This is a genomic window from Mycolicibacterium sp. MU0053, assembly GCF_963378095.1.
Taxonomy (GTDB): domain Bacteria; phylum Actinomycetota; class Actinomycetes; order Mycobacteriales; family Mycobacteriaceae; genus Mycobacterium; species Mycobacterium burgundiense.
On sequence record NZ_OY726397.1, the window covers coordinates 3,050,436 to 3,073,423 of the forward strand.

The 22,988-nt window shown below is 67.7% G+C and carries 20 protein-coding genes; 9 read left to right on the top strand and 11 right to left on the bottom strand.

All coding sequences use genetic code 11. The features are described 5' to 3' along the window. Positions 1–7 precede the first annotated feature (7 nt). The 8 genes from RCP80_RS14130 to RCP80_RS14165 all read right to left on the bottom strand — a co-directional run bounded on the left by RCP80_RS14130 (position 8) and on the right by RCP80_RS14165 (position 10,595). Positions 8–775: an SDR family NAD(P)-dependent oxidoreductase gene (locus tag RCP80_RS14130; RefSeq protein WP_308478272.1), complete on the bottom strand. Its 768-nt coding sequence runs from the start codon at positions 773–775 to the stop codon at positions 8–10. After that, a complete protein-coding gene (locus RCP80_RS14135) occupies positions 772–2,376 on the bottom strand; it encodes an AMP-binding protein (RefSeq protein ID WP_308478273.1) in 1,605 nt (534 codons plus the stop codon). Before RCP80_RS14135 ends, RCP80_RS14130 begins: the two co-directional genes overlap by 4 nt. Continuing rightward, positions 2,376–2,585, bottom strand: coding sequence for a hypothetical protein (locus RCP80_RS14140; RefSeq protein WP_308478274.1), 210 nt, complete (start codon positions 2,583–2,585; stop codon positions 2,376–2,378). The genes RCP80_RS14135 and RCP80_RS14140 overlap by 1 nt, the downstream gene beginning before the upstream one ends. 29 nt (positions 2,586–2,614) lie before the next feature. Beyond that, positions 2,615–4,441 (bottom strand): hydantoinase B/oxoprolinase family protein, encoded by a 1,827-nt coding sequence (locus tag RCP80_RS14145; protein WP_308478275.1) that lies wholly within the window; start codon positions 4,439–4,441, stop codon positions 2,615–2,617. After that, a complete protein-coding gene (locus RCP80_RS14150; RefSeq protein ID WP_308478276.1) occupies positions 4,438–6,492 on the bottom strand; it encodes a hydantoinase/oxoprolinase family protein in 2,055 nt (684 codons plus the stop codon). The genes RCP80_RS14145 and RCP80_RS14150 overlap by 4 nt, the downstream gene beginning before the upstream one ends. Then, positions 6,489–7,112: a TetR/AcrR family transcriptional regulator gene (locus RCP80_RS14155; RefSeq protein WP_308478277.1), complete on the bottom strand. Its 624-nt coding sequence runs from the start codon at positions 7,110–7,112 to the stop codon at positions 6,489–6,491. Before RCP80_RS14155 ends, RCP80_RS14150 begins: the two co-directional genes overlap by 4 nt. Positions 7,113–7,273: 161 nt before the next feature. Beyond that, positions 7,274–9,049, bottom strand: coding sequence for an aspartate--tRNA ligase (aspS, locus tag RCP80_RS14160; protein WP_308478278.1), 1,776 nt, complete (start codon positions 9,047–9,049; stop codon positions 7,274–7,276). 82 nt (positions 9,050–9,131) lie between these two features. Continuing rightward, a complete protein-coding gene (locus RCP80_RS14165; protein ID WP_373693536.1) occupies positions 9,132–10,595 on the bottom strand; it encodes a carboxylesterase/lipase family protein in 1,464 nt (487 codons plus the stop codon). A 72-nt stretch (positions 10,596–10,667) separates the two neighbouring features. Between RCP80_RS14165 and ypfJ the strand changes: the two genes are divergently transcribed. Next, a complete protein-coding gene (gene ypfJ, locus RCP80_RS14170) occupies positions 10,668–11,555 on the top strand; it encodes a KPN_02809 family neutral zinc metallopeptidase (protein ID WP_308478280.1) in 888 nt (295 codons plus the stop codon). Positions 11,556–11,573: 18 nt separating this feature from the next. On the opposite strand, the gene RCP80_RS14175 is transcribed toward ypfJ, so the two are convergent. After that, entirely contained in the window at positions 11,574–12,455 is an 882-nt protein-coding gene (locus tag RCP80_RS14175; protein WP_308478281.1) for an acyl-CoA thioesterase, read from the bottom strand. Then, entirely contained in the window at positions 12,452–13,324 is an 873-nt protein-coding gene (locus RCP80_RS14180; protein WP_308478282.1) for an LLM class flavin-dependent oxidoreductase, read from the bottom strand. The genes RCP80_RS14175 and RCP80_RS14180 overlap by 4 nt, the downstream gene beginning before the upstream one ends. 123 nt (positions 13,325–13,447) lie before the next feature. Between RCP80_RS14180 and RCP80_RS14185 the strand changes: the two genes are divergently transcribed. The 7 genes from RCP80_RS14185 to helR all read left to right on the top strand — a co-directional run bounded on the left by RCP80_RS14185 (position 13,448) and on the right by helR (position 21,105). Then, positions 13,448–14,095: a TetR/AcrR family transcriptional regulator gene (locus RCP80_RS14185; RefSeq protein ID WP_308478283.1), complete on the top strand. Its 648-nt coding sequence runs from the start codon at positions 13,448–13,450 to the stop codon at positions 14,093–14,095. Between the two features lie 132 nt (positions 14,096–14,227). Further along, entirely contained in the window at positions 14,228–15,457 is a 1,230-nt protein-coding gene (locus tag RCP80_RS14190) for an amidohydrolase family protein (protein ID WP_308478284.1), read from the top strand. Further along, complete coding sequence (locus RCP80_RS14195) at positions 15,454–16,599, top strand: acyl-CoA dehydrogenase family protein (RefSeq protein ID WP_308478285.1); 1,146 nt, start codon at positions 15,454–15,456, stop codon at positions 16,597–16,599. The genes RCP80_RS14190 and RCP80_RS14195 overlap by 4 nt, the downstream gene beginning before the upstream one ends. After that, positions 16,596–17,876 carry an acyl-CoA dehydrogenase family protein gene (locus tag RCP80_RS14200; RefSeq protein ID WP_308478287.1) on the top strand — a complete coding sequence of 427 codons (1,281 nt, stop codon included), beginning with the start codon at positions 16,596–16,598 and terminating at the stop codon, positions 17,874–17,876. Before RCP80_RS14195 ends, RCP80_RS14200 begins: the two co-directional genes overlap by 4 nt. A gap of 35 nt (positions 17,877–17,911) precedes the next feature. Further along, complete coding sequence (locus RCP80_RS14205; protein ID WP_308478288.1) at positions 17,912–18,346, top strand: ketosteroid isomerase family protein; 435 nt, start codon at positions 17,912–17,914, stop codon at positions 18,344–18,346. A gap of 15 nt (positions 18,347–18,361) precedes the next feature. Further along, entirely contained in the window at positions 18,362–18,817 is a 456-nt protein-coding gene (locus tag RCP80_RS14210) for a hemerythrin domain-containing protein (RefSeq protein WP_308478289.1), read from the top strand. Between the two features lie 53 nt (positions 18,818–18,870). Then, on the top strand, positions 18,871–21,105 hold the full coding sequence (gene helR, locus RCP80_RS14215; RefSeq protein WP_308478290.1) for an RNA polymerase recycling motor ATPase HelR: 2,235 nt from the start codon (positions 18,871–18,873) through the stop codon (positions 21,103–21,105). Here the strand turns inward: helR and RCP80_RS14220 are convergent. Continuing rightward, the gene (locus tag RCP80_RS14220; RefSeq protein WP_373693347.1) at positions 21,087–21,515 is read right to left on the bottom strand and encodes an Rv2576c family protein; all 429 of its coding nucleotides are present in this window, start codon (positions 21,513–21,515) and stop codon (positions 21,087–21,089) included. The genes helR and RCP80_RS14220 overlap by 19 nt on opposite strands. 195 nt (positions 21,516–21,710) lie before the next feature. On the opposite strand from RCP80_RS14220, the gene urtA reads away from it, so the two are divergent. Next, entirely contained in the window at positions 21,711–22,988 is a 1,278-nt protein-coding gene (urtA, locus tag RCP80_RS14225) for an urea ABC transporter substrate-binding protein (RefSeq protein ID WP_308478291.1), read from the top strand.

Genomic DNA, 22,988 nt, shown 5'->3' on the forward strand with positions numbered 1-22,988 from the left:
TGGGCTCCTAGTGGCGGGCGCGCAGCCCGGCATCCAAGCTGATGCAGGTGGCGTTGAAATAAGAATTGGTGATGATGTGCTCGACCAGACGACCGATCTCCGGCGGATCGCCCATCCGCTTGGGATAGAGCACCGACTCCTGCAGTGAGGTCAAAACCGTCTCAGAGATCTCACCGACCATCCCGGTCTGGAACACGCCGGGGACCACTGATACGCAGCGGATCCCCTCGCCGGCAAGATCGCGGGCAATCGGCATGGACATACCGACGACACCGGCCTTGCTGGCGGCGTAGGCGACGGTGCCACGGGTGCCGTCCCAGGCCGCACCGGAGGCGATGTTGACCAAGACACCCCGCTCGGTGGTCTCCGGGTCAGGCTGGTTGGTCACCATCTGGGCGGCCGCGAACCTGATCACGTTGAACACCCCGGTGAGGTTGACGTCGATCACGCGCTGCCATACCTCGAGGCTGTGCGGGATGCCTTTGGACACCGTTTTCATCATCGACGGAATGCCCGCGCAGTTGACCGCGGCATGCACGGTGCCGAACCGCTCGGTGGCGATCCGCACCGCCGTCTCGACCTGATCGGCGTCACTGACATCGGTGGGCAACGCGATGGCTCCCTCGCCCAGTTCGGCGGCCGTCTTCTCCAGCGGCTCCTCGATGACGTCGAGCAGCACCACATTGGCGCCTGCCTCGTGCAGGGTTCGCGCGGTGGCGCGGCCCATGCCGGACCCGGCGCCGGTCACGATGGCGCAGCGGCCGTCCAATTTCATTGTTGTGCTCCTTGTTTGGTGAGTTGCGGCAGTTCCGCCGCATCAGCCAGGCCCTGCTGCCTCAGTTTGTATTTCTGGACCTTGGCGGTTTCGGTCTTGGGTAGTTCGTCGACGAAGCGGACGTAGCGTGGTATCGCGAAGCGCGGCAAAGATTCCGCGCAGACGGTGGCGATCTCGTCAAGGCTCGGCGGGCGGCCCGGCTCGCTGACCACCGCGACGGCGATCTCGTCCTCACCGAACTCTGACGGCACCGGGTAGGCACCGCATTCCACCACGCCGGTGATCGTGTTGACCGCATCCTCGACGGTGCGTGGCGAGATGTTCTCACCGCGGCGACGGATCATTTCCTTGAGCCGGTCGACGTAGTAGACGTATCCGTTCTCGTCGACCCGGCCCGCGTCTCCGGTATGGAACCAGAAGTTACGGATCACCTTCAGAGTCTCTTCGGGTTGGTTCCAGTAGCCGCTGGACATCGCCCACGGCTCCTCGCAACTGATGCAGAGTTCGCCAACCTCGCCGGGAGGCAGTTCGCGGTCGTACTCGTCGACGATGCGAACCCGGTACGGCTCGACCGGCCGGCCGCAGGAGCCGTGGGGTACGGCGCCGTCGGCCGAGTTCAGGATCGGAATGTTGATCTCGGTGGCGCCGTACATCTCGAAGATCGGGATGTCGAACCGTTGCGCGAAGGCTGAAATCATCGTCTGCGGAGCCGGGACGATCAACGCCCGGGTGATGTCGTTGGTTCGATCTTCAGGCGACTCTGGTTGAGCAAGTAGAAAATGCGCCATCGACACCACCATGTGCGCCACGGTCGCCCGGTGCCGGCGGGCCTGCTCCCAGAAGTTGCTCGCACTGAACTTGCGGACCACCACCAGCCGGGTGCCCGACAGCAGGCACGCGCCGACGTTCATGTACTTGCCGCCCCCGTGGAACAGCGGCAGCACGGTGATCAAGGTGTCGTCCGGTGTCAGCCTCAGTGCCCGCACGGTGCGCTCGCCCATGCGCACCGTGGCGCGATGCGGCAGTACCGCGCCCTTGGGCAGGCCGGTGGTACCGGACGTGTACATGATCGACGCGGTGTCCGGCCCCAACGCCGAGGTTCTCACGGCCGCACCGGCGCTCGCGATGATCGTGTCCAGCACGTCGGGACCGGTGGCCGGCATACCGCATTCCGGCAGCACCTCCACGATCAGGCCGCAGTTGCCTTCGGGCAGCGCTTCTTCGATGGCATCTCGCCGTCGAGCGTCGATGACCGCCGCCTTGGGCGCGGCATCGTGTAGGACGTGACGCAGGCTTGCGCCCACCAGGCCCGGGTTGATCGGCACCTCGACAGCACCGATCTTGCTGAGCCCCAACATCACATAGACGGCCCGAACGTCGTTGGGAACCAACGTCATCACCCGGTCGCCGGCGCCTACCCCGCGGTCACGCAGCGCAGCGGCGACCGCCGAGGCGCGCTGGTCGAGCTCACGGTAGGTGACCTCGAGGCCGTCGTCCTGCACAATGCACACCCGGTCGGGGTCGTAGGCGGCCCAGCGTTCGACGACCGCGCTCAGCACCGAGTCGAGGATGTCGAACTCCCCAAGCGGCGACGTGTTCACTACACCTCCCCCGACAGCACCGGCGACTCGATGCGCTGCGAATCCGCAGTGTGCAGACACGACCGGCATTTGACGACGCGCAGCCAGCCGCGGTAGTCGACCACGCGGTAACGGGATAGCGGTCGCACGCCGCAGCGTTCACACGCCTCGTCGACGTCCTCGATCGCCTCGCTGATGAACAGTTCCGTTGGCTGAGGGAAAATCTTCATGGCTTACTCCTCCAGAAAGCAGCGTCGGGTCAGGAGCCCGCGGTCACGATGTCGTTGCGGATATCGCGCGCAATCGCGTTCGGATCGCGCCGGGCGGGGTCACCGCAGCCGCCCGCGCCGGGAGTCTGATGCACGACGACATCTCGGGCGCCGATCTGCACGCCAGCCTGTTTGCTGGACCTGAACTCCGTCGCACCGGGAACCTCTGCGCTCACCAACCGACCGGAGTCGTCGACGATGCCGGCCAGCACTTCCGGTTCCCCGAGGTCGGCACCGGAGGCCCAGGCGTCGAGGGCGTTTCGATAAACAACGATGTGCCCGGTAGCCCCGGGGTCCCCGCCCGCCGCGCCCCGCGGTCCGATCCGGCACTGGTCAAGCTGGAACGAGCTTTCCGAATCCGCCAGCGGGACCAGCACGGAACGGGTAGCCGGGCCGCCGCGATGTTGTCCGGGTCCGGCGGTGTCGGCGACGAACTCGCGTTGCAGCAGCAGCACCGGGAAGGATTCTTCGTCGAGTTCCACCGAGGTCACCACGCAGTTGCCGCCCTCCTGGAAGGTGTAGCAGCTGCCGTCGCCCAGCGCAGTCCCGCCGAATGGGCCCTGGAACAGGTTCATGAAGATGAACGGCGTCGGTACGCCGCTGCGGGTGTCGGCGCCGGCGAAGCTCATGAACAGGACGTCGTCGTAGTTCTCCGCCACGGCCATCGACGGCTCCGCCTGTGACAGAGCTCTTTTCACCAGGTTGATCGCCTTGGCGATGAACATGGTGTGCCCGGCATTGGTGGCCATCGGGGGCAGAGCGTGCAGACAACTTCCCGGCGGCAACACCACGTGCACCGGACGGTAGGCGCCGGCGTTGGGGCTGATCGAGTCCGGCAGCGCCACTTGCAGACCCAGGTGGGCGCCGGACACCCCGTCGGACCAGGTGCAGGCGAACCCGCCCCATTCGTTGCGAGATGAACCCGAGTAGTCGACCTCCACCTCTCCGCCGCGCTTTCGCACGGTGCAGCGGATCAGCATCGTGTCGCCGTCCATGTCGTTGTCCATGTAGTCCTCGGCGGTGTAGTCGCCGTCCGGGATTTGGCTCAGGGCCGCGCGCATGGCCCGCTCGGTGTGGTCGAGGGAATACTGGATGGCGCCCGCGTAAACCTCCCGCCCGTAGCGGTTGACGTAGCGCAACACCATCTCCGCGCCCAACTCCAGGGCCGAACGGATGACCTGAAGATCGTTGATGCTGATATCGGGGATCCGGGTTTGCCCGGTGAACAGTTCGACGGTTTCCCGTACGAGTTGTCCCTCGCGATACAGGTGCCGCGGCGAGAGCCGGATCCCTTCGGCGTACATGTCGCGTTGCAGGCCCGGACCGAACCCGGTGGGGATCGGCCCGCCGATATCGAGCCAGTGTGTGATCGCGGCGGCAAAACCGACCAGCACTTGGTCGTCGTCGAAGATCGGCATCAGCGTGCCGACGTCGTTGATGTGACTGCCGCCGCGGTAGGGCTCGTTGAAGATGATGACGTCGCCGGGCTTGAAGTTCTCCACGCCCCAGTGCTCGATGGCCATCCGCGCGTAGAACTGGTTGATCACATAGTGCCCTGGTGCCGCGGTACCCATTGCGATCGCATCGAAGTCCAGGTTGCGTTCCAGATCCCGCGGTGCCAACAACCCGATGCCGAAATCGTTGACCTCGCTGAGCAGCGGGCTCAGCGCCGCGGTGTTGATCTTGATCTGCATCTGCAGGCCGATGTGTTCCAGCGCGTGCCGGATGACTTCGGCGGTGGTGAGATCTACGCCGTAGCGGGCTTCGACCTCGGCGGCACCGAGTACTGAAACCGGTTGGGGGGCTAGCGTTGTCACTGGTTATCCTCCTTGATCTCAATGATCACGTCACCGAACTCGTTCACCGTTGCGATATCTCCGGCAACGAGCACACCGGTGTAGGTCTGCGCCTCGATCACCGCGGGGCCGGTCACCACCTGATTGGGCGCGAAGTCGTCGGCGTTGTAGACCGGGACGTCTCGGTTCAGCTCACCCATCAGGGTGATATCGCGGCGGCGCTTCGGCTGTGCCGGTTGGCTGTTGGTGAGTCGGGGTGGGAACAACCGCCGCTGGTCGGTCGACACGGCCCGGGTACGCAGCGTCTGGACGTAGATCGGCGCATCCAGGCTGTAGCCGAACTGACGCCGGTGCGCGGCGGCGAAGGCTTCGGTCAGGTGTGCCAGCGGCTCTGGATGCGACGGGTCGATGACCGCCGCGAGCTCCCAGCGTTGCCCCAGGTAGGTGGCGTCGAGCCAGGCCTCCACGACGACGTCTTGGTTTCCGCGTCCGCGCAGTTGACGGATCAGGACGCCCAGGCTCTTCCGGGCCCGGTCGAATACATCGTCGGCGACCTCCGCGGTTACGGTCGCCATGACCGGCGTGACCTCTTCCTCGAACGCCTGCGCGGTAAGCAGACCGAACGCCGAGAACACCCCGGACAGGGCTGGGATGACCACCCGCGGAATCTGCAACGCGCGGGCAATCTGGCTCGTGACCAGCGGCCCGGCCGCGCCGTAGCTGACGAGTCCGAACTCGCGGGGGTCGGCGCCGCGATAGACCGTGAGCCGACGAACCGCCTCGGCCATGTTGTGGATGGCGACCTCAAGCGACGTGCGAGCCACGTCAGCGGGTGTCAGACCCAGCGCCGTGGCCAGCGGTGCGAACGCAGCCTCGGCCGCCGCCACATCCGGGTAGATCTCGCCGCCCAGCGGTACCTGCGAGTCCAGCACGCCGAGCAGCAGGAACGCGTCGGTGACGGTCGGCTGCGTGCCGCCGTGCCCATAGCATGCCGGGCCCGGCTCGCTGCCGGCACTTTCCGGGCCGACCTTCAGCCCGCCGCCCTCGTCGATTGTGATCAGACTGCCGCCGCCCGCCCCGATGCTGTGGATCTCCACCACGGGGAGGCTGACGAGCAGGTCGTGCTCGATCTCGAGCTCGCGCTTCACCGAGGCGCGGCCGTCCACCACCACCGCGACTTCCGTGCTGGTACCGCCCATGTCGAAGCCCACCAGGTTCGGCATCCCCAGTCGCTCGGCGTAGGCCTGCACACCCATCACCCCGCCGACGGGTCCGCTGTTGAGCGTCGCCACCGGGCGGGCCGCGACTTGTTCGGCGGTGACCAGCCCGCCGTCGTTGGTCATGAACGTCAATGGGGCTTCGATGCCGGCCTCGCGCAGCCGGTCCTCCACCCGCGTGGTGTAGGACTCCATGAGTGGCTGGACGTAGGCGTTGAGCACGCAGGTGGAGAACCGGTTGTATTCGCGGGGAAAGGGCGCAACCTCCGCCGAGGTGCTCACGCTGATGCCCGGGAACCGGTCGCGGATGAGTTCGGCGGCACGCTGTTCATGCCCCGGATGCTTGTAGGCGTGTAGGAAGCAGACCGCGATGCCCTGGCACCCGTCGGCCACCAGGCGTTCCACCTCCTGCAGCAGGCGGTCTTCGTCGAGGGTCATCAACACCCCGCCGTCGGCCATCAACCGCTCGCCGACGGTACGGCGGCGGTACCGCTCGATGATCGGCCGTAGCTCGTGGGGCCGACGCCAGCGCGGGTCCACCATGGCGTTGAAGGGGCGCCAGCCACGAGCCATGTCGAGCAGGTCGCGGTAACCGCGGGTGGTCACCATGCCGACCTCGGCGCCGCGACGGGTCAGGATCGCGTTGAGTGCGACCGTGGTGCCGTGCACGATCTGATCGACCGGAGCGTCACCGGGCTCGGCCTTCTCGATGGTGCGGAGCAAGCCGTTGGCGAGGTCGTCGTAGGTCGTCAGCGATTTGGTGCCGATACGCACGTGTTCACCCTCGGCGAGCACCAAATCGGTAAAGGTGCCGCCGGTGTCGATACCGATCCGCAGTGCCGTATTCGGGGTCATGCTCGCTCTCCTTTGTCACTATGTGAAGACCTCATGCCGAAAAGCAGCCGGTCCGCGAACGACTCGGCGATGTGCTCGATTGCCATCGCGCCTTCCGGGTCGAACCAGAACGCGGTGAAGTTACATGCACCCAGGATGGCGAGTGCGTCCAAATGCGGGTCACCCGAACGGAATTCACCGGAGTCGATACCCTGCTTGATCACCGTCTCGAAATCGGTTCGAAACTGTGCACGCCCCTTGCCGATCGTTACCGCCATCTCGCCGGTGAGATGCGAGTACTCGCGAAGGAACACCGTGCCTTCCGCTTGGTAGGTACCGGCGGTTTGCACGGTCTCGATGATCAGTGCCCGCAGTTTCTCGGTCGGCGCGAGGTCCGACTCGACGATCCGCTGCGCGGAGTCTCGCAGCTTGATCGCAAACCGCTCATGCAGCGCATAGAGCAACACTTCCTTGCTGGCCACGTGGTAGTACAACCCCGCCTTGGTCATGCCGGCCTCTTCGGCGATCTGGCGCAGCGAAGCGTTGGCGAAACCTTCGCGTTCCATGACGCGAGCGGCCGCGATGAGGATACGTTCGGGTATCTGCGGCTTGTCTTTGGCGGTGGCATCAGATTCGGTCATCCCCGGCCTTTCGGTTCACTTTACCGGCCGGCCGGTAAAGTTGCTTGAAGGCAAGTTAACCCCACGCGGGCCCCCTGTCAAGGGTCAGCGCGGGGTTAAGACTCGGTTGCAGTAGCCGAATCCGGGACAGGCCTACACAATTCGACCTAACCCGTTACGGCTCAGGACTTTTCGGCCGGCTCCGGCTTGGCGTCGATGCCCGACTCCTTGCGCTGCTGCGCGGTGATGGGCGCCGGGGCGTCGGTCAGCGGGTCCACGCCGCCGCCGGTCTTCGGGAAGGCGATGACCTCCCGGATCGAGTCCTCACCGGCCAGCAGCGCGGTGATCCGGTCCCAACCGAAGGCGATGCCGCCATGCGGTGGCGCCCCAAAGGTGAAGGCGTCCAACAGGAAACCGAACTTGTCCTGGGCCTCGGCCGAATCGATGCCCATCATCGCGAACACCCGTTCCTGGACGTCGCGCCGATGGATACGAATCGAGCCGCCGCCGATCTCGTTGCCGTTGCAGACGATGTCGTAGGCATTGGCCCGCGCCGAACCCGGATCGGTGTCGAAGGTGGCCTCCGACTCGGGTTGCGGCGCGGTGAAGGCGTGGTGCACGGCGGTCCAGGCCCCGGAGCCCAGGGCCACGTCGCCGGCCGCGGCGGCCTCGTCGGCCGCCTCGAACAGCGGCCAGTCCACCACCCAGGCCAGCGCCCACGCGGTCGGATCGATCAGGTCCAGCCGCTTGGCGATCTCGATCCGGGTGGCGCCCAACAGGGCCCGGGCCGACTTGGCCGAACCGGCCGCGAAGAATACGCAGTCGCCCGGGCCGGCCCCGACGTGGGCCGCGAGCCCGTCGCGCTCGGCGTCGGAGAGGTTCTTGGCGACGGGACCGCCGAGGCTGCCGTCCTCGGCGATGAGCACGTAGGCCAGCCCCTTGTGGCCGCGCTGCTTGGCGAACTCCTGCCAACCGTCCAGCGTGCGTCGCGGCTGCGACGCCCCGCCCGGCATTACCACCGCGCCGACGTGCGGGGCCTGGAACACCCGGAACGGGGTGTCGGAGAAGTAGTCGGTGCATTCGACGAGTTCGAGCCCGAACCGCAGATCCGGCTTGTCGCTGCCGAAGCGGCGCATCGCGTCGGCGTAGCTGATCCGGGGCAACGGGGTGGGCAGGTCGTGGCCGATCAGGGCCCATAACGCCGTGAGGATCTCCTCGGACACCGCGATCACGTCGTCGGCCTCGACGAAGCTCATCTCCAGGTCCAGCTGGGTGAATTCGGGCTGGCGGTCGGCGCGGAAGTCCTCATCGCGATAGCACCGGGCGATCTGGTAGTAGCGCTCCATGCCCGCGACCATCAACAACTGCTTGAACAGCTGCGGGCTCTGCGGAAGCGCGTAGAACGAGCCGGGCTGCAGCCGCGCCGGAACCAGGAAGTCCCGGGCCCCTTCGGGGGTGGACCTGGTGAGCGTCGGGGTCTCGATCTCGACGAAGTCGTGCCGCTCGAGCACCGCGCGCGCAGCTGCGTTCACCTTGGAACGCAACCGGATCGCGTTACCCGGGCCCTCGCGCCGCAGATCCAGGTAGCGGTACCTGAGCCGGGCCTCCTCGCCCGCGGTCTCGTCGAGTTGGAACGGCAACGCCGCGCTCTCGCCGAGCACCGTCAGCGAGTCGACGTTGATCTCGATCTCCCCCGTCGGGATCTCGGTGTTGGCGTTGCCCTCGGGCCGGATCTCGACGACGCCGGTGACGGCCACGCAGAACTCGGCCCGCAACCGGTGCGCCTGCGCCAGCACGTCATCGTTGCGGAACACCACCTGCGCCACCCCGCTGGCGTCGCGCAGATCGATGAAGATGACGCCACCGTGGTCGCGACGGCGCGCGACCCAGCCGGCGAGCGTGACCGTCTGGCCGGCGTCGGCGGCACGCAACGAACCGGCGGTGCGGGAGCGCAGCACTGAGGTACTCCATCTTTCGGGGTATGAGACGAATGACCAGTCTAAGGGGCGCCGTTCGACGTCCCGACCAGACCGGCGGGCCTCAGCCGCCCAGGGGCGGGTAAACCGCCTCCCACGCCGCGCGCCGGGCCCCGTCGGGATCGCCGACGGTGATGTCGCGGGTGGTGCGGATCACGCGGGTGGCGCGGCGCGGCACGTCGTAACGCGGCCACGGTTGCGGCCGCGGGGCCGTCGCGAAGTCCAGCCAGGTGCGCTGCATCCGCCGGCCGACCGCCGGTTGGACCCGGCGGCCCAGCGGGTGCAGTTTGCGGCCCAGGTAGGACCCGTAGCTGTGCTGAATGTGCACGATCTCGCTGCCGTGGGTGGCGCCGAGGCCCAACGCCCGCAACGTCCAGGTGGCGTGTTCGAACCGGTAGACGTAGGTGTCGCCGTGTTCGCTGTAGGCGTCGGCGAAGGCCCAGGTGGGTGCGCCGAAGGTGGCGTCCGAACCGATCGCGATCAGGGCGCGCCGACGTGGGTAGCCCGGATAGGCCGCCAGCACCCGGTCCTGGGCCGCCGGATCGTGGCGGGCGAAGAAGGTCTCGATGTTGGCCTGGGTCGTCGGCAGCATCGCCGGCTTGGACCAGGCGAACATCGAGGCCTCGTGGCTGTTGGTGCCGATGATCAGCGGCACCTCCAAGACGGCACCGGCGCGCGCGGCCTCGATGGGGTGGCGCGGCAGCAGGTCGACGCCGTGGGTCAATCCGTAGGCCAGCGTGGGTGTTGTTGCAACACTGTGCAATTGGACCATACCGGCGGCGCGGCGCAACGATCTCTGCGGCTGATTCTTGAGCTCTGCGGCGCTGACGCCGACCTCGTGCAGGAAACGCTCGGCCTGCTCGGCCCGGCTCTGATAGTCCGCGATCAGCGGCAGCGCGGGGCTCTGCGCGATCGCGCGACCGAACAGGCCCGCGGCGGCGGGACTGGCGAGCAGCGCCAATACCGAGGTGGCCCCGGCGGATTCGCCGAACACCGTGACCTGGTCCGGGTCCCCGCCGAAGCCCGCGATGTTCTCCTGCACCCAACGCAGCGCCGCGATCTGATCCCGCAGGCACAGGTTGTCGTCGAAACCCTCCCCCAGCGAACCCAATTCGAAGCCGCCGAAGACCCCGATGCGGTAGGTGAGGTTGACCACCACCACGTCGCCGTTGGCCGCCAACCGGGAACCGTTGTACAGCTGCAACTGACCCGCGCCGTAGACGAACGCGCCGCCAGGGATCCACACCATCACCGGCAGCGACGCCGAGGTATCCGGCGACCACACCGTCAGCGTCAGACACGCCTCGTCGCGCACCTTGGGGTCGTCGCGGCCACCGCCCACGAAGGATCGGCCCTGCGGCGGCAACGGCCCATGCTCGACGGCGTCGCGCACCCCCGGCCACGGCGCCGGCGGGACCGGTGCGGCAAACCGCCGCTGGCCCAGCGGTTGCTCGGCATACGGAATCCCGCGCCACACGCCGACGCCACCGTCGGTCTCGCCGCGCACCGCGCCTGCGGCGGTTTGCACCACCCGCGCGGACGCGATCGCACCTTTCGGATTGCCGGACACACCGTGAATCGTATGTGCAAAGCTATGTCCATGACCTTCAGCGAAGGGATGCGGATCGACACCAGCACCACCACGACCAGCGGTGGTGGTCGGGGCGGGCGCGGCATGGCCGTCGGAGGTGGCCTCGGCGGCCTGGTGGTGTTGCTGATCGCGCTGTTCCTGGGCGTCGATCCGGGCGGCGTGATGAGCCAGCAACCCCTGGACACCCAGGGCGTGGAGGCGCCCGGCTTCGATGTCAGCGCCTGCCGGACCGGCACCGACGCCAACACCATCGTGGAGTGCCGGGTGATCGCCACCGGCAACTCGTTGGACCACATCTGGGGCCAGCTGCTGCAGGGCTACACCCGGCCCAGTCTGCGGCTGTTCACCGGGCAGGTGGACACCGGCTGCGGGCCCGCGACCTCCGAGGTCGGACCGTTCTACTGCCCGGCCGACCAGACCGCCTACTTCGACACCGGCTTCTTCGAGGTGCTCAAGAACCAATTCGGTTCCAGCGGCGGGCCGCTGGCCCAGGAGTATGTGGTCGCCCATGAGTACGGCCACCACGTACAGCAGCTGCTCGGGAACCTGGCCCGGGCCCAGCGCGGCGGCGCCGGCGCCGAAAGCAACGCCGTGCGTGCCGAACTGCAGGCCGACTGCTTCGCCGGAGTGTGGGCGCACCACGCCGCGATCACCAAGCAGCCCGGCACCGACGTGAACTTCCTGGAGCCGTTGACCGACCGCGACATCGCCGACGCGGTGTCGGCGGCCCAGGCCGTCGGGGACGACCGGATCCAGCAGGCGGCGACGGGCCGGGTCAATCCCGAGTCCTGGACGCACGGCTCCGCGGCGCAGCGTCAGCACTGGTTCACCGTCGGCTATCAGACCGGCGACCCGAACAAGTGCGACACCTTCGGTGCGGCCAGCCTCGACGGCTGAGGCCGGCCGCCACCGAGGTTAGAGCCGCGACTGGGCGGCGATCGCGGTGTCGTTGGTCCGCAACGGACGGATCAACGCATCCTGGGTGAACGACGCCAGCAGCGCCCCCTCCTCGGTGTGCACGGTGCCCCGCACGTAGGACATACCCGCGCCGACCTGGGTGCTCTCGTGCGAGTACAGCAGCCAGCCGGTCCAGCTCACGGGTTCGTGGAAGCTCACGCTGACCGTCATCGGTGCCGTCGAGACCGTCAGGTGCGCCTGGCTGGTACCGATGCCCTCGTGCGCGCGCATCGTGGTCGAAATCCCGAGATGGCCGGTGAAATACGCGATCAACGCCTTGGCCAGATCGTCGCGGGTGGGGATCGGGTCGTAGTGCAGCCAGGCGTGCAACTCCGGCGGACCGACCTCGTCGGGGCTGTTGACATCGACGACGTCGACCAACCGCAATTCCCGTCCGGCCATGGGCATCTCGGAGAGGTTCGACTCGGCCGGGGACTTGACCTCGGGCCGGGGCAGGTGGTGGGTGATGACGTCGGCGGTCGGGACGTCGCAGAGCACGGTGATGGTGATGCAGCGCTTGCCGTTCTGCAGGGCGGTCACCACCGCGGTGGCCGTCGAGCGCCCCTCCTGCACCACATCGAGCGCGAGTTCCACTGGGGTGCCCACCATTACGACACGGCTGAACACCGCATAGACCGAGCGTACCGACTTCTCCGGGAAACGCTTGGCCACCGCGACGATGGCCTGCGCGAGCACCTGGGTGCCCTCGACCACCTGCCGCTCGTCCTCGCCGGCGGGTCCGGTCGGCGCGGTGAACCGGTCGGGTTCGCCCGCCTCGACGTCGAACAGGTCGAGCAGCCCCTCCACAGTCCATTCGATCGGGCTGGATTCCGTTGTCACGCTTTGCTTCCTCCTGATTGGGCGATGACTTTCATTACCGTGTCTGCGAACTCGTCCAGGGTGGCCGGTGCGGCGAAGTCGGCGAACCACACGTAGAACCGCTCGACGCCCTTGTCGATCAGCCGGGCGAAGTGGGCGACCAATTCGTCGGCAGGCCCACCCACCAGCCCGTCGCCGAGGTACCCGAACCGGCGGTGGGCGGCAGCGGCGACGGCGGCGGCGTCGGCCTTGCGGCCGGCGAAGGCCACCATCTGCTGCATGGACACCCGCGCGGTGCCGACGGTCGGCAGCAACTGATCGAGGCGGTCGAGTTGATGCGACGGGATGTTCCACCAGTCGGCATACTTGCGCACCAGCTCCATCGTGGTCTTTCCGGTGCCGCCGAGAACCAGCGGAATACGTTGGGAAGCAACGGGTTCCTGGGTCCGCTCGGTGGGGCCGTCAGCGCCCCAGAACTCGCGGATGAGCTCCACGTCGGTGGCCAGCCGGCGGGCCCGGCCCTTGGCGTCGTCGCCGCCCTCGATGCCGAAGCGGGCGAACTCCGCGGGCCAGGACCCGGAGCCCAACCCGAGTTCGAATCGGCCGCCGGAGGCCTCGGCGAGCGTGACCGCCTGCTTGGCCAGCACCGCCGGATGACGGAAGCCGTCGCACAGCACCAGGTGGCCGATCTTGAGGCGTTCGGTGCGCGCGGCCACCCAGGTGGCGATTGTCATTGCCTCCCAGATGCTTTGATGGGTAGCGCCGGGCGGCTCCAGGTGATCGATGAACGCGATGCCGTCAAATCCGTTGCGCTCGGCGGTCTGTGCGCGCAGGACCACCTCATCGATGCCCTGCCGCACCTGCGGCAGGAAGAGAAACCACTCGGCCATGGGTTCAAGACAGTAACCCCCCGTCGCCACCGGCGCTAGACACTCGCACAGCATGCGTTCGAACCGGTACCCTCGTGCACCAAACGCGCGGTCGAGACCGCGCACGAGCGTCAGGGGTGGACGATGGCCAAGGCCAGCGGAGCCGAATCGCGGCAACCGCAACCCGACGCTGCGCCCGATCCCGCGCGGGCCAAATCGGCGGCGCGCGCACAGAGTTTCATGCGCTCGGCGTTGGCGATCCTCGGCGAGACCGGCCGCACGGACTTCACGGTGCTCGAAGTCGTCGAACGGTCCAAGACGTCGCTGCGAGCGTTCTACCAGCACTTCGGCACCAAGGACGAACTGCTGCTGGCCTTGGTCGAGAAGATCATGGCCGAATCCACCGAGCGGTGGCGCGCCCAGACGGCCGAGCTGCCCAGCGCCGAGGCGCTGCGCGTGCTGATCGAACGCATCAGCGCGCCGGCCGAGTCGAGCACCCAGAGCAGCATTAACCGCGGGCTGACCTACTACAACGACCACCTCCTGGAGAGCCGGCCCACGCAGTTCGCCCGGGTGCTGCAACCGCTGCATCACCTGATCAGCGACATCCTGCGGCGCGGGATCGCCGAGGGTACTTTCCGCGCCGATCTCGACGTCGACACCGATGCCGCGATCCTGATGCAGACGGTGCTGAACACCCTGCGGTTGCGGGAACTCGGCGCGGAGCTCAACGGCGTGCCGATCGTGGGCGACCACGTCTACCGGTTCTGCCTTCGCGGGCTCGCGCGATAACTCGCTGATCAGGACAAACACTTCCCCAAGCTCGTTGTGGCATTGCCCCGCGGGCGCATGGTAATCTCGTTACCATGCAACGGTAATGCCATTACCGCTACCCGAAAACACGACATGGCACAGGAGCCCAACATGCCGTCACGGAATCTCGATTTCCCGGTGTTCGACGCGGACAACCACTTCTACGAGCCCCAGGAAGCGCTGACCCAATTCCTGCCGGAGCACCGCAAGGGCATCATCGACTACATCGACGTCCGCGGCCGCACCAAGATCGTGGTGCGCAACCAGATCAGCGACTACATCCCCAACCCGACCTTCGAGGTCGTGGCCCGCCCCGGCGCCCAGGAGGAGTACTTCCGGCACGGCAGCGGTGGCAAGAGCTACCGCGAGGTGATGGGCAAGCCGATGAAGGCGATCCCGGCCTTCCGCAACCCGCAGGCCCGCCTCGAGGTGCTCGACGGACTCGGCCTCGACTACACGATCATGTTCCCGACCCTGGCCAGCCTGGTCGAGGAGCGGCTCAAAGACGATCCCGACGCGATCCTCGACATCATTCACGCGCTCAACCAGTGGATGTACGAGACCTGGACGTTCAACTACGAGAACCGGATCTTCTCGACCCCGGTCATCAACCTGAGCGTCGTCGACCGGGCCCTCGAAGAGCTGGAATGGTGCCTCGAACGCGGCGCGAAGACCGTGCTGGTCCGGCCGGCGCCGGTGCCCGGTTACCGCGGTACGCGCTCGCTCGGCCTGCCCGAATTCGACCCGTTCTGGGCCGCCTGCGTCAAGGCCGGCATCCCCGTCTGCATGCACGCTTCCGACAGCGGCTACGCCGAATACCTCAACGACTGGGAACCCGCCGACGAGTTCCTGCCGTTCAAGCCGACGTCGTTCCGCATGGTGGCGATGGGCAAGCGCCCGATCGAGGACACCATGGCGGCGATGGTCTGCCACGGCGCCTTCACCCGCAACCCGGATCTGCGCGTCCTCTCGGTCGAGAACGGCGCCTCCTGGGTGCCGTACCTGTTCTACCAGTTCAAGGATGTCTACGCGAAGATGCCGCAGGAGTTCCCGGAGGACCCGATCGAGGCCTTCAAGCGCTGCGTCTACGTCGCCCCGTTCTGGGAGGACGACTTCAAGCAGATGGCCGACCTGTGCGGCGTCGACCGCATCATCTTCGGCTCGGACTGGCCGCACCCCGAGGGGCTGGCCGACCCGATCAACCTGGTCGACGACCTGGAGCGCAACGGCCTGGACGCCGAGGGCATCCGAAAGGTCATGGGCGGCAACCTGGTCGACCTGTTCAAGGTCGAGAACAAGAAGGTGCACAAGCCCGACGTGCCGGCCCTCGTCATCGCATGACCGACCTGGCCACCAACCCGGAACAGCTGCTGTTCGCCTCCACCACCCGGGCATTCCTGGAGAAGGAGGCGTCGCTGACCCACGTGCGCGGGCTACACGAGGCCGACTCGTCCTTCGAGTCCGATTGGTGGCAACGGGCCGCCGAATTGGGCTGGGCCAGCCTCCTGGTGCCCGAGGACCTCGGTGGCGGAAGCGTTTCCGGTGACGGGGTCGCGGACCTGGCGTTGGTCGCCGAGGAGATCGGGCATTCGGTGGCGCCCGGTCCCCTGCATCCGGTCAGCGTGGTGTTGGCGGCCCTGGTGGAGGCCCCCGCCGGCCATCAGGATTCCATCGAGGCCCTGGTGTCCGGCGAGCTCATCGCGTCCTGGGCGCTGTACGAACCCGGCCGCCCGCTGCCGCTGCCGGCCGCCGCGATCCAGACCGTTGCGACCCGTACCGAATCCGGCTACCGGATCGACGGGGTCAAGGACCGGGTCGAGGCCGGCGCGCAAAGCGGCGCCGTGCTGGTGCTCGCGACCTGCGACGGGGCGCTGCGCCAGTTCCTGGTGCCGACCGACGCCGCCGGCGTCAGCGTGACCGAGCAGAACTCGGTCGACCTCGTGAAGCGCTACGCCCGAGTGCAATTCGACGGGGTCCTGGTCGACGAATCGGCCGCCGTGGGCGAGGCCGCGCAAACGCCGGCAATCCTCGAACGCCAGCGCCAGGTCGCGTTGGTCCTGCAGTGCGCCGAGATCGTGGGCATTCTCGAATCGGTGTTGGCGATGACCAACCAGTGGCTGTTCGATCGGCACAGCTTCGGGCGTCCGCTGGCCTCGTATCAGGCCCTCAAGCACCGCGCGGCGGACATGAAGATGTGGTTCGAGGCGTGTCGCGGCACCACCGCGGCAGCGGTGGCAGCGGTGGCGTCGCGCTCACCCGACGCGCCGCTGCTGGTCAGCGTCGCCAAGTCCTACGTCGCTGAACGGGCGCCGGTGATGCTGCAGGACTGCGTGCAGTTGCACGGCGGCATCGGGGTCACCTGGGAGCACGACCTGCACCTGTACCTGCGCCGAGTGTCGCTGTACCGCGCCATGTTCGGCTCCCCGGAAGATCACCATCGTGCCGTCTACGCGTTGAGCAGGAAGTCGGATACCCCGTCATGACCGAAACCGTGATCGCGACCGAGACCGAGACCAGCGAATCGGTCCAGGAGTTCGCCGCCCGCGCCCGGTCCTGGCTGGCCGCGAACATGCCGAGCATCGATCCCGAGAAGCCGCCGTTTTCGGTACGCGCCGAGGCCGAATCCTGGGAGCGCGCAAAGGAACTGCAGCAACGCCTGTACAAGGGCGGCTTCGCCGGCATCTGCTTCCCGCGCGAATACGGCGGGCTCGGACTGGATTTCGCCTATCAGCAGGCATTCAACGCCGAGGCCCGCTCGTACGAGATGCCGCTGATCCTCAACACGCCGTCGTTCACGATCTGCGCGGCGACCATCCTCGACATGGGCAGCGAGGACCAGAAGCGGACGCGGATCTCGGCCGCGATCCGCGGTGAAGAGATCCTGGTCCAGCTGCTGTCGGAGCCCAGCGGCGGTTCCGACCTCGCCGGGGTGATCACCCGCGCCGACCGTCGGGGTGACAAGTGGATCATCAACGGCGCCAAGACCTGGAGCACCAGCGCGTTCGCGGGTGACTACGGCCTGATGCTGGCCCGCACCGACTGGACCGTGCCCAAGCACGCGGGGCTGACAATGTTCCTGGTGCCCCTGAACGCTCCCGGCATCACCATGCGTCGCATCAAGGAGGTCAACGGCAACGAGGAGTTCTGCGAAGAGTTCTTCGACGGTCTGGAACTCGACGACGACGCCGTTGTCGGCGCGGTCAACGACGGTTGGACCGTCGCCACCCGTCAGCTGCACCATGAGCGGCGCGCGGTCGGCGGCGGCTCGGAATTCGCCAGCGGCACCGGCGCCGAGAACGCCAACGAGATGCCGCCGGACCATATCGGGTTGGCCGAGGCGACCGGGCAGGGTGATGACCCGCGCGTCCAGGAACTCGCGGGCCGCGCGCTGGTGCGCCGGGCCGTCAAGAACCACCTCATCGAGCACGTCTCACGCTCGATCGCCAACGGATCGCTGCCGGCGAACGCCGGAACGCTGATCCGGCTGTTCCACGCCGAGACCACCGAACTCGAGGTCGATACCGCGCTGGCCATCGCCGGCACCGCGGGTGTGGTCGACGAGGGCAGCGACGGAAACCCCGACCTGGCGGGCCTGCTGGACATCGGCGTGCGCTACCTGTCGCGGCAGACCGGCTCGCTGGGTGGCGGCAGCAGCGAGATGGCGCGCAACGTCATCGGGGAACGGGTGCTGGGCTTCCCCCGGGAGGCCGCCGCCGACCGCGGCGTCCCGTTCAACGAGGTCAAACGCGGCCGTTCCTGAGCCCAACGGGCCGCGCGGCTCGTTAAGGTGGATTCATGACCGACACCAGCACCGACATCTCCCCCGCGTTGGCGGCGTCCCAGGCGTCGTGGCGAGCCGTGCACACGGGCGACCGTGAGGCGTGGCTGGCGCTGATGGCCGACGACGTCCTCATCGAGGACCCGATCGGGCAGGCCCCCACCAACGCCGACGGCACGGGCGTGCGCGGCAAGGAGAACGTCTACACGTTCTACGACAACACCATCGGCAAGGCCACGACGCGCCGCATCACCTGCGAGGAGACCTTTCCCTCGAGTTCCCCGCAGGAGATCGCCCACATCCTGAACCTGCACTTCGAGTTCGAGGGCGGGTTCACCAGCGACGTCCGCGGGATCTTCACCTACCGGGTGAACGACGCCGGGCTGCTGACGAACCTGCGCGGGTACTGGAACATGGATGCCATGAAATTCGGTCAGGTCGAACCGGACTGAACGGCCCGTCCCGCCGTGTGCCAGTACTGCGGATGCCGCGACATTCCGCTGCTGCGGGACTACATCGCCGAGCACGAGCGCGTCATCAACCTCGGTGGCGCGGCCATCAGGGCCCTCGACGACGGCGACTACCATCGAGCACGAACCGAACTGGCCGCCATGGCCGAGGAGTTGCGGTCCCACTGGCGCGGTGAGGAGGCCGGCCTGTTCGCGGTGATGAGTCGCGACGCGTTGTTCCGCGAACACATCACCCCGCTGATCCAGGAGCATCGGGAACTCGGGGCCCTGCTCGACACCGTGGACCTGGACATCGCCGACGACCGGGACCGGGTGCGGGTGGCGTTCGAGGAACTCTACGAACACATCGCCAAGGAAGAGGACGGGCTGTTCCCGGCGGCGTTGACCTCCCTCGACGGTGAGGACTGGGACACCGCGATCGCGGCCTGGAAGCAAGCCCACCCGAGGCTGTGACACGGGCCCCACGATTTAGTGAAACCGCTGGCCTAGGCCACAATCAGGAGCACATGACCAACCCAGAGTACGAAGACGAATTGCGGTCCGAGCGCAGCTACACCGCCGACCTCTACACCCGACTGGACGCCGAACGGGCAGCGGCGAAGATCCGCTACCGAGCGGCGCTGCGCGGGGACATCGACGCCCAGGACGGCGGCACGCTGGTTCATCGCGACGCCGAGGTTCGGGCACTCACCGGGCGGATTCAGCGCCTGGACGTCGCCGATGAGGGGCTGTGCTTCGGCCGGCTGGACGCCGCCTCGGGCGAACGCCTCTACATCGGCCGGATCGGCCTGTTCGACGACACCGACTCCTATGAACCGCTGCTGCTGGACTGGCGGGCGCCCGCGGCGCGGGCGTTCTACGTCGCCACCGCCGCGAACCCGGAGGGCATGCGTCGGCGCCGTCAGTTCCAGACCCGCGGACGCCAGATCATCGACTTCACCGATGAGGCGCTCGGCCGCCCCGACGGCTCTGAGCAGCCCGGACGGCGCGGCGGGATGGGCGACGCGGCCCTGCTGGCCGCGGTCAACGCCCCCCGCGGTCCGGGGATGCGCGACATCGTCGCCACGATCCAGTCCGAACAGGACGAGATCATCCGGCTGGAGCACCCGGGCGTGCTGGTCATCGAGGGCGGACCGGGCACGGGAAAGACCGTGGTCGCCCTGCACCGCGTGGCGTACCTGCTCTACACCCAACGGGAACGCATGGAACGCCACGGCGTGCTGGTCGTGGGTCCGAACCCGGCGTTCCTGGACCACGTCGGCCGCGTGCTGCCGTCGCTGGGTGAGTCCAACGTCGTGTTCATGACACCCGGCGACCTGGTGCCGGGACTGCGAGTGACCGCCGAGGACGCGCCGGAGACCGCCCGGATCAAGGGGTCACGCGCCATCCTGGACGTGCTGGCGGCGGTGATCGCCGATCGCCAGCGGGTGCCGGACGAACCGTTGCCGATCGAGTTGACCGACACCGCGGTGCGCATCGACGCCGAAACCGCCCAATGGGCCATCGAGGAGGCCCGCGGCAGCGGCCTGCCGCACAACGAGGCCCGCGCGGTGTTCATCGACGTCGTGACCTGGGTGCTCACCGAACGCGCCATCGCCAAGATCGGCCGGGGTTGGTTGAACCGGGACGACCGCGCGGCATGGGAGCATCTGCGGGCCGAACTGCTCGACGAACTCGCCGACCACGCCGGGTTCAACGCCGCCCTCGATGCGCTGTGGCCGTCGTTGACGCCGGCCGCGCTGCTGGGGCAGCTCTACAGCTCGCGGGAGCGGCTTGCCGCTGCGGGGGCCGACCCCGTGCTGTGGCGCGCCGACGGCGAGGCCTGGACGGTGTCGGACGTGCCGCTGCTCGACGAGCTCGTCGACCTGCTGGGACGCGACAAGGAAGCCGAACACGCGGCGCAGGCCGCCGAGCGGGAACGCCAGGAGGAGGCCGCGTACGCCGCGGGCGTGCTGGACCTGATGACCGCCCGCGAGGACATGATGGACGACGAGGACCACCTGATGGCCCAGGATGTCATCGCCGCCGAGGACCTCGCGGACCGTTTCCTCGAGCGCGACACCCGGGAGCTGGCCGAACGCGCGGCCGCCGACCGCGACTGGACCTACCGGCACGTGGTCGTCGACGAGGCCCAGGAGCTGTCCGAGATGGACTGGCGGGTGCTGATGCGGCGCTGTCCGGGCCGCTCCTTCACCGTGGTGGGCGACCTGGCGCAGCGCCGGTCGGCGGCCGGGGCCACCGCGTGGGCGCACATGCTCGACCCGTACGTGCCCGGCCGCTGGGTGTACCGCCCGCTGACCGTCAACTACCGCACCCCGGCGGAGATCATGGCGGTGGCCGCCCGGCTGCTCGCGGAGTTCGCGCCCGGGGTGCGCGCACCCGAGTCGGTCCGGTCGACCGGCGTCCAACCGTGGTCGCGGCGGGTCGACGACGACGTCGAACTGGTGGCCGCCATCGAGGAGTTCGTGGCCGCCGAAGCCGGCCGAGACGGCACCAGTGTCGTCATCGGACCGCCGGACGTGCCCGGCGCGGTCGCGCCGTCGGACACCAAGGGACTGGAATACGACGCCGTACTGGTGGTGGAACCGGAACGCATCATCGCCGACGGCCCGCGCGGGGCGGCCGAGCTCTACGTCGCGCTCACCCGCGCCACCCAGCGCCTGGGCGTGCTGCACCGCGGTCCGTTGCCGGCGGCGCTGGCCGATCTACCCGCAGCGGCGGATCACCACTTCGAGAGCTGACACCGCACGTTGTAGGGATCGTCGTGCTGGACCACCACCGCGCCGTCCACGGCGATGTCACAGTGCGCGTTCGGCGCGCCCACGCCGCCCCGGGTGGTGCTGCTCACCTGCAGAATGGCCCACTGCGGGTCCGACATCGTGGTTTCGAAGACCCACGGCACACCGGGGGCCAGGCTCACCTTCTCCCGCTTCGCGTACGCGTAGGCGTCGGCGTTGAAGGCCTCCATGCTGGCCGGCTCCGCCGTCAGATAGAAGAGGTCGAAGTCGTAGGCACCGGCCGAGGTGAGCGTGTACCGGACCTGATGCTCGGCCGGTTCGGCGGCGGACGTGCCATGTGTGAACGCGAATGCGGCCGACGCCACCATCGCGGCGGCGCCGATCCTACGTGTCGTTTTTCCCATGTTCGTCATATCTTCCGACGCTACCGCATCGTTACACCCGTATTCGGGGCTCCGCCGAGGCGATCTCACCGGCGGGTGAACGCCCGCCGAACAAGTCGTTAATACGTTCGTGACACACAGATATTTCAAAGAAACACGGGAGCCATAACGTCCGGTCTCGACACCCGCCGGGGTGCTCGCACCGTCCGTCATGAAAGGCCCTCGATGCCCAGCTCTTCGCGTCCTTATCTGAGAAAGTCGGCTGTTGCCGCGGGAACGCTCGTCTGCGCCACCGCCCTGACCCTGGCCGGTTGCGGCAGCAGAGCCACCGACTCGGCGGGGCCGTCCGCGGGTGGCGGCGCCGAATCATGCGTGGACACCAGCGGTTCCGCGGTCAAGGTCGGCTCCTTGAACTCGCTGTCGGGCACCATGGCGATCTCCGAGGTCACCGTCCGTGATGCGATCCTGCTGGCCGTCGAGCAGATCAACGCCGAGGGCGGCGTGCTGGGCAAGCAGATCGAAATCGTCGGCGAGGACGGCGCATCGGAGCCGACGGTGTTCGCCGAGAAGGCCGAGAAACTGATCAAGAACGACTGTGTGGCCGCGGTGTTCGGCGGCTGGACCTCGTCGAGCCGCAAGGCGATGCTGCCGGTCTTCGAGGGCAACGACGCGCTGTTGTACTACCCGGTGCAGTACGAGGGACTGGAGTCCAGCGACAACATCTTCTACACCGGCGCCACCACCAATCAGCAGATTGTCCCCGCCCTGGACTACCTCAAGGAGAAGGGCGTGACCTCGCTGTACCTGGTGGGCAGCGACTATGTGTTCCCGCAGACCGCCAACCGCATCATCCGGGCCTACGCCGAGGCCAACGGCATGGAGATAAGGGGCGAGGACTACACGCCGCTGGGCTCGACCGACTTCTCCACGATCATCAACAAGGTCCGGGCCGCCGGCGCCGGCGCGGTGTTCAACACCCTCAACGGCGATTCCAACGTCGCGTTCTTCAAGGAGTACACCAACGCCGGACTGACCCCGGACCAGATGCCGGTGATCTCGGTGTCGATCGCCGAGGAAGAGGTCAAGGGCATCGGCGCGCAGAACATCGACGGTCAGCTGACCGCGTGGAACTACTACCAGACCGTCGACACCCCGGAGAATCAGGCGTTCGTCAAGGCCTTCCAGGACAAGTTCGGCGCCGACCGGGTCACCTCCGACCCGATGGAGGCCGCCTACGTGTCGGTCTATCTGTGGAAGAACACCGTCGAGAAGGCGAACTCCTTCGACGTCAAGGCAATCCAGGACAACGCCGACGGGGTGAGCTTCGCCGCGCCGGAGGGCCTGGTGACCATCGACGGGGACAACAACCACATCACCAAGACCGCCCGCATCGGCGAGATCCGACCCGACGGCCTGATCTACCCGACCTGGGAATCCCCCGGTCCGATCGAGCCGGACCCGTATCTGGCGTCCTACCCGTGGGCCGCCGGACTCTCCGGCTGA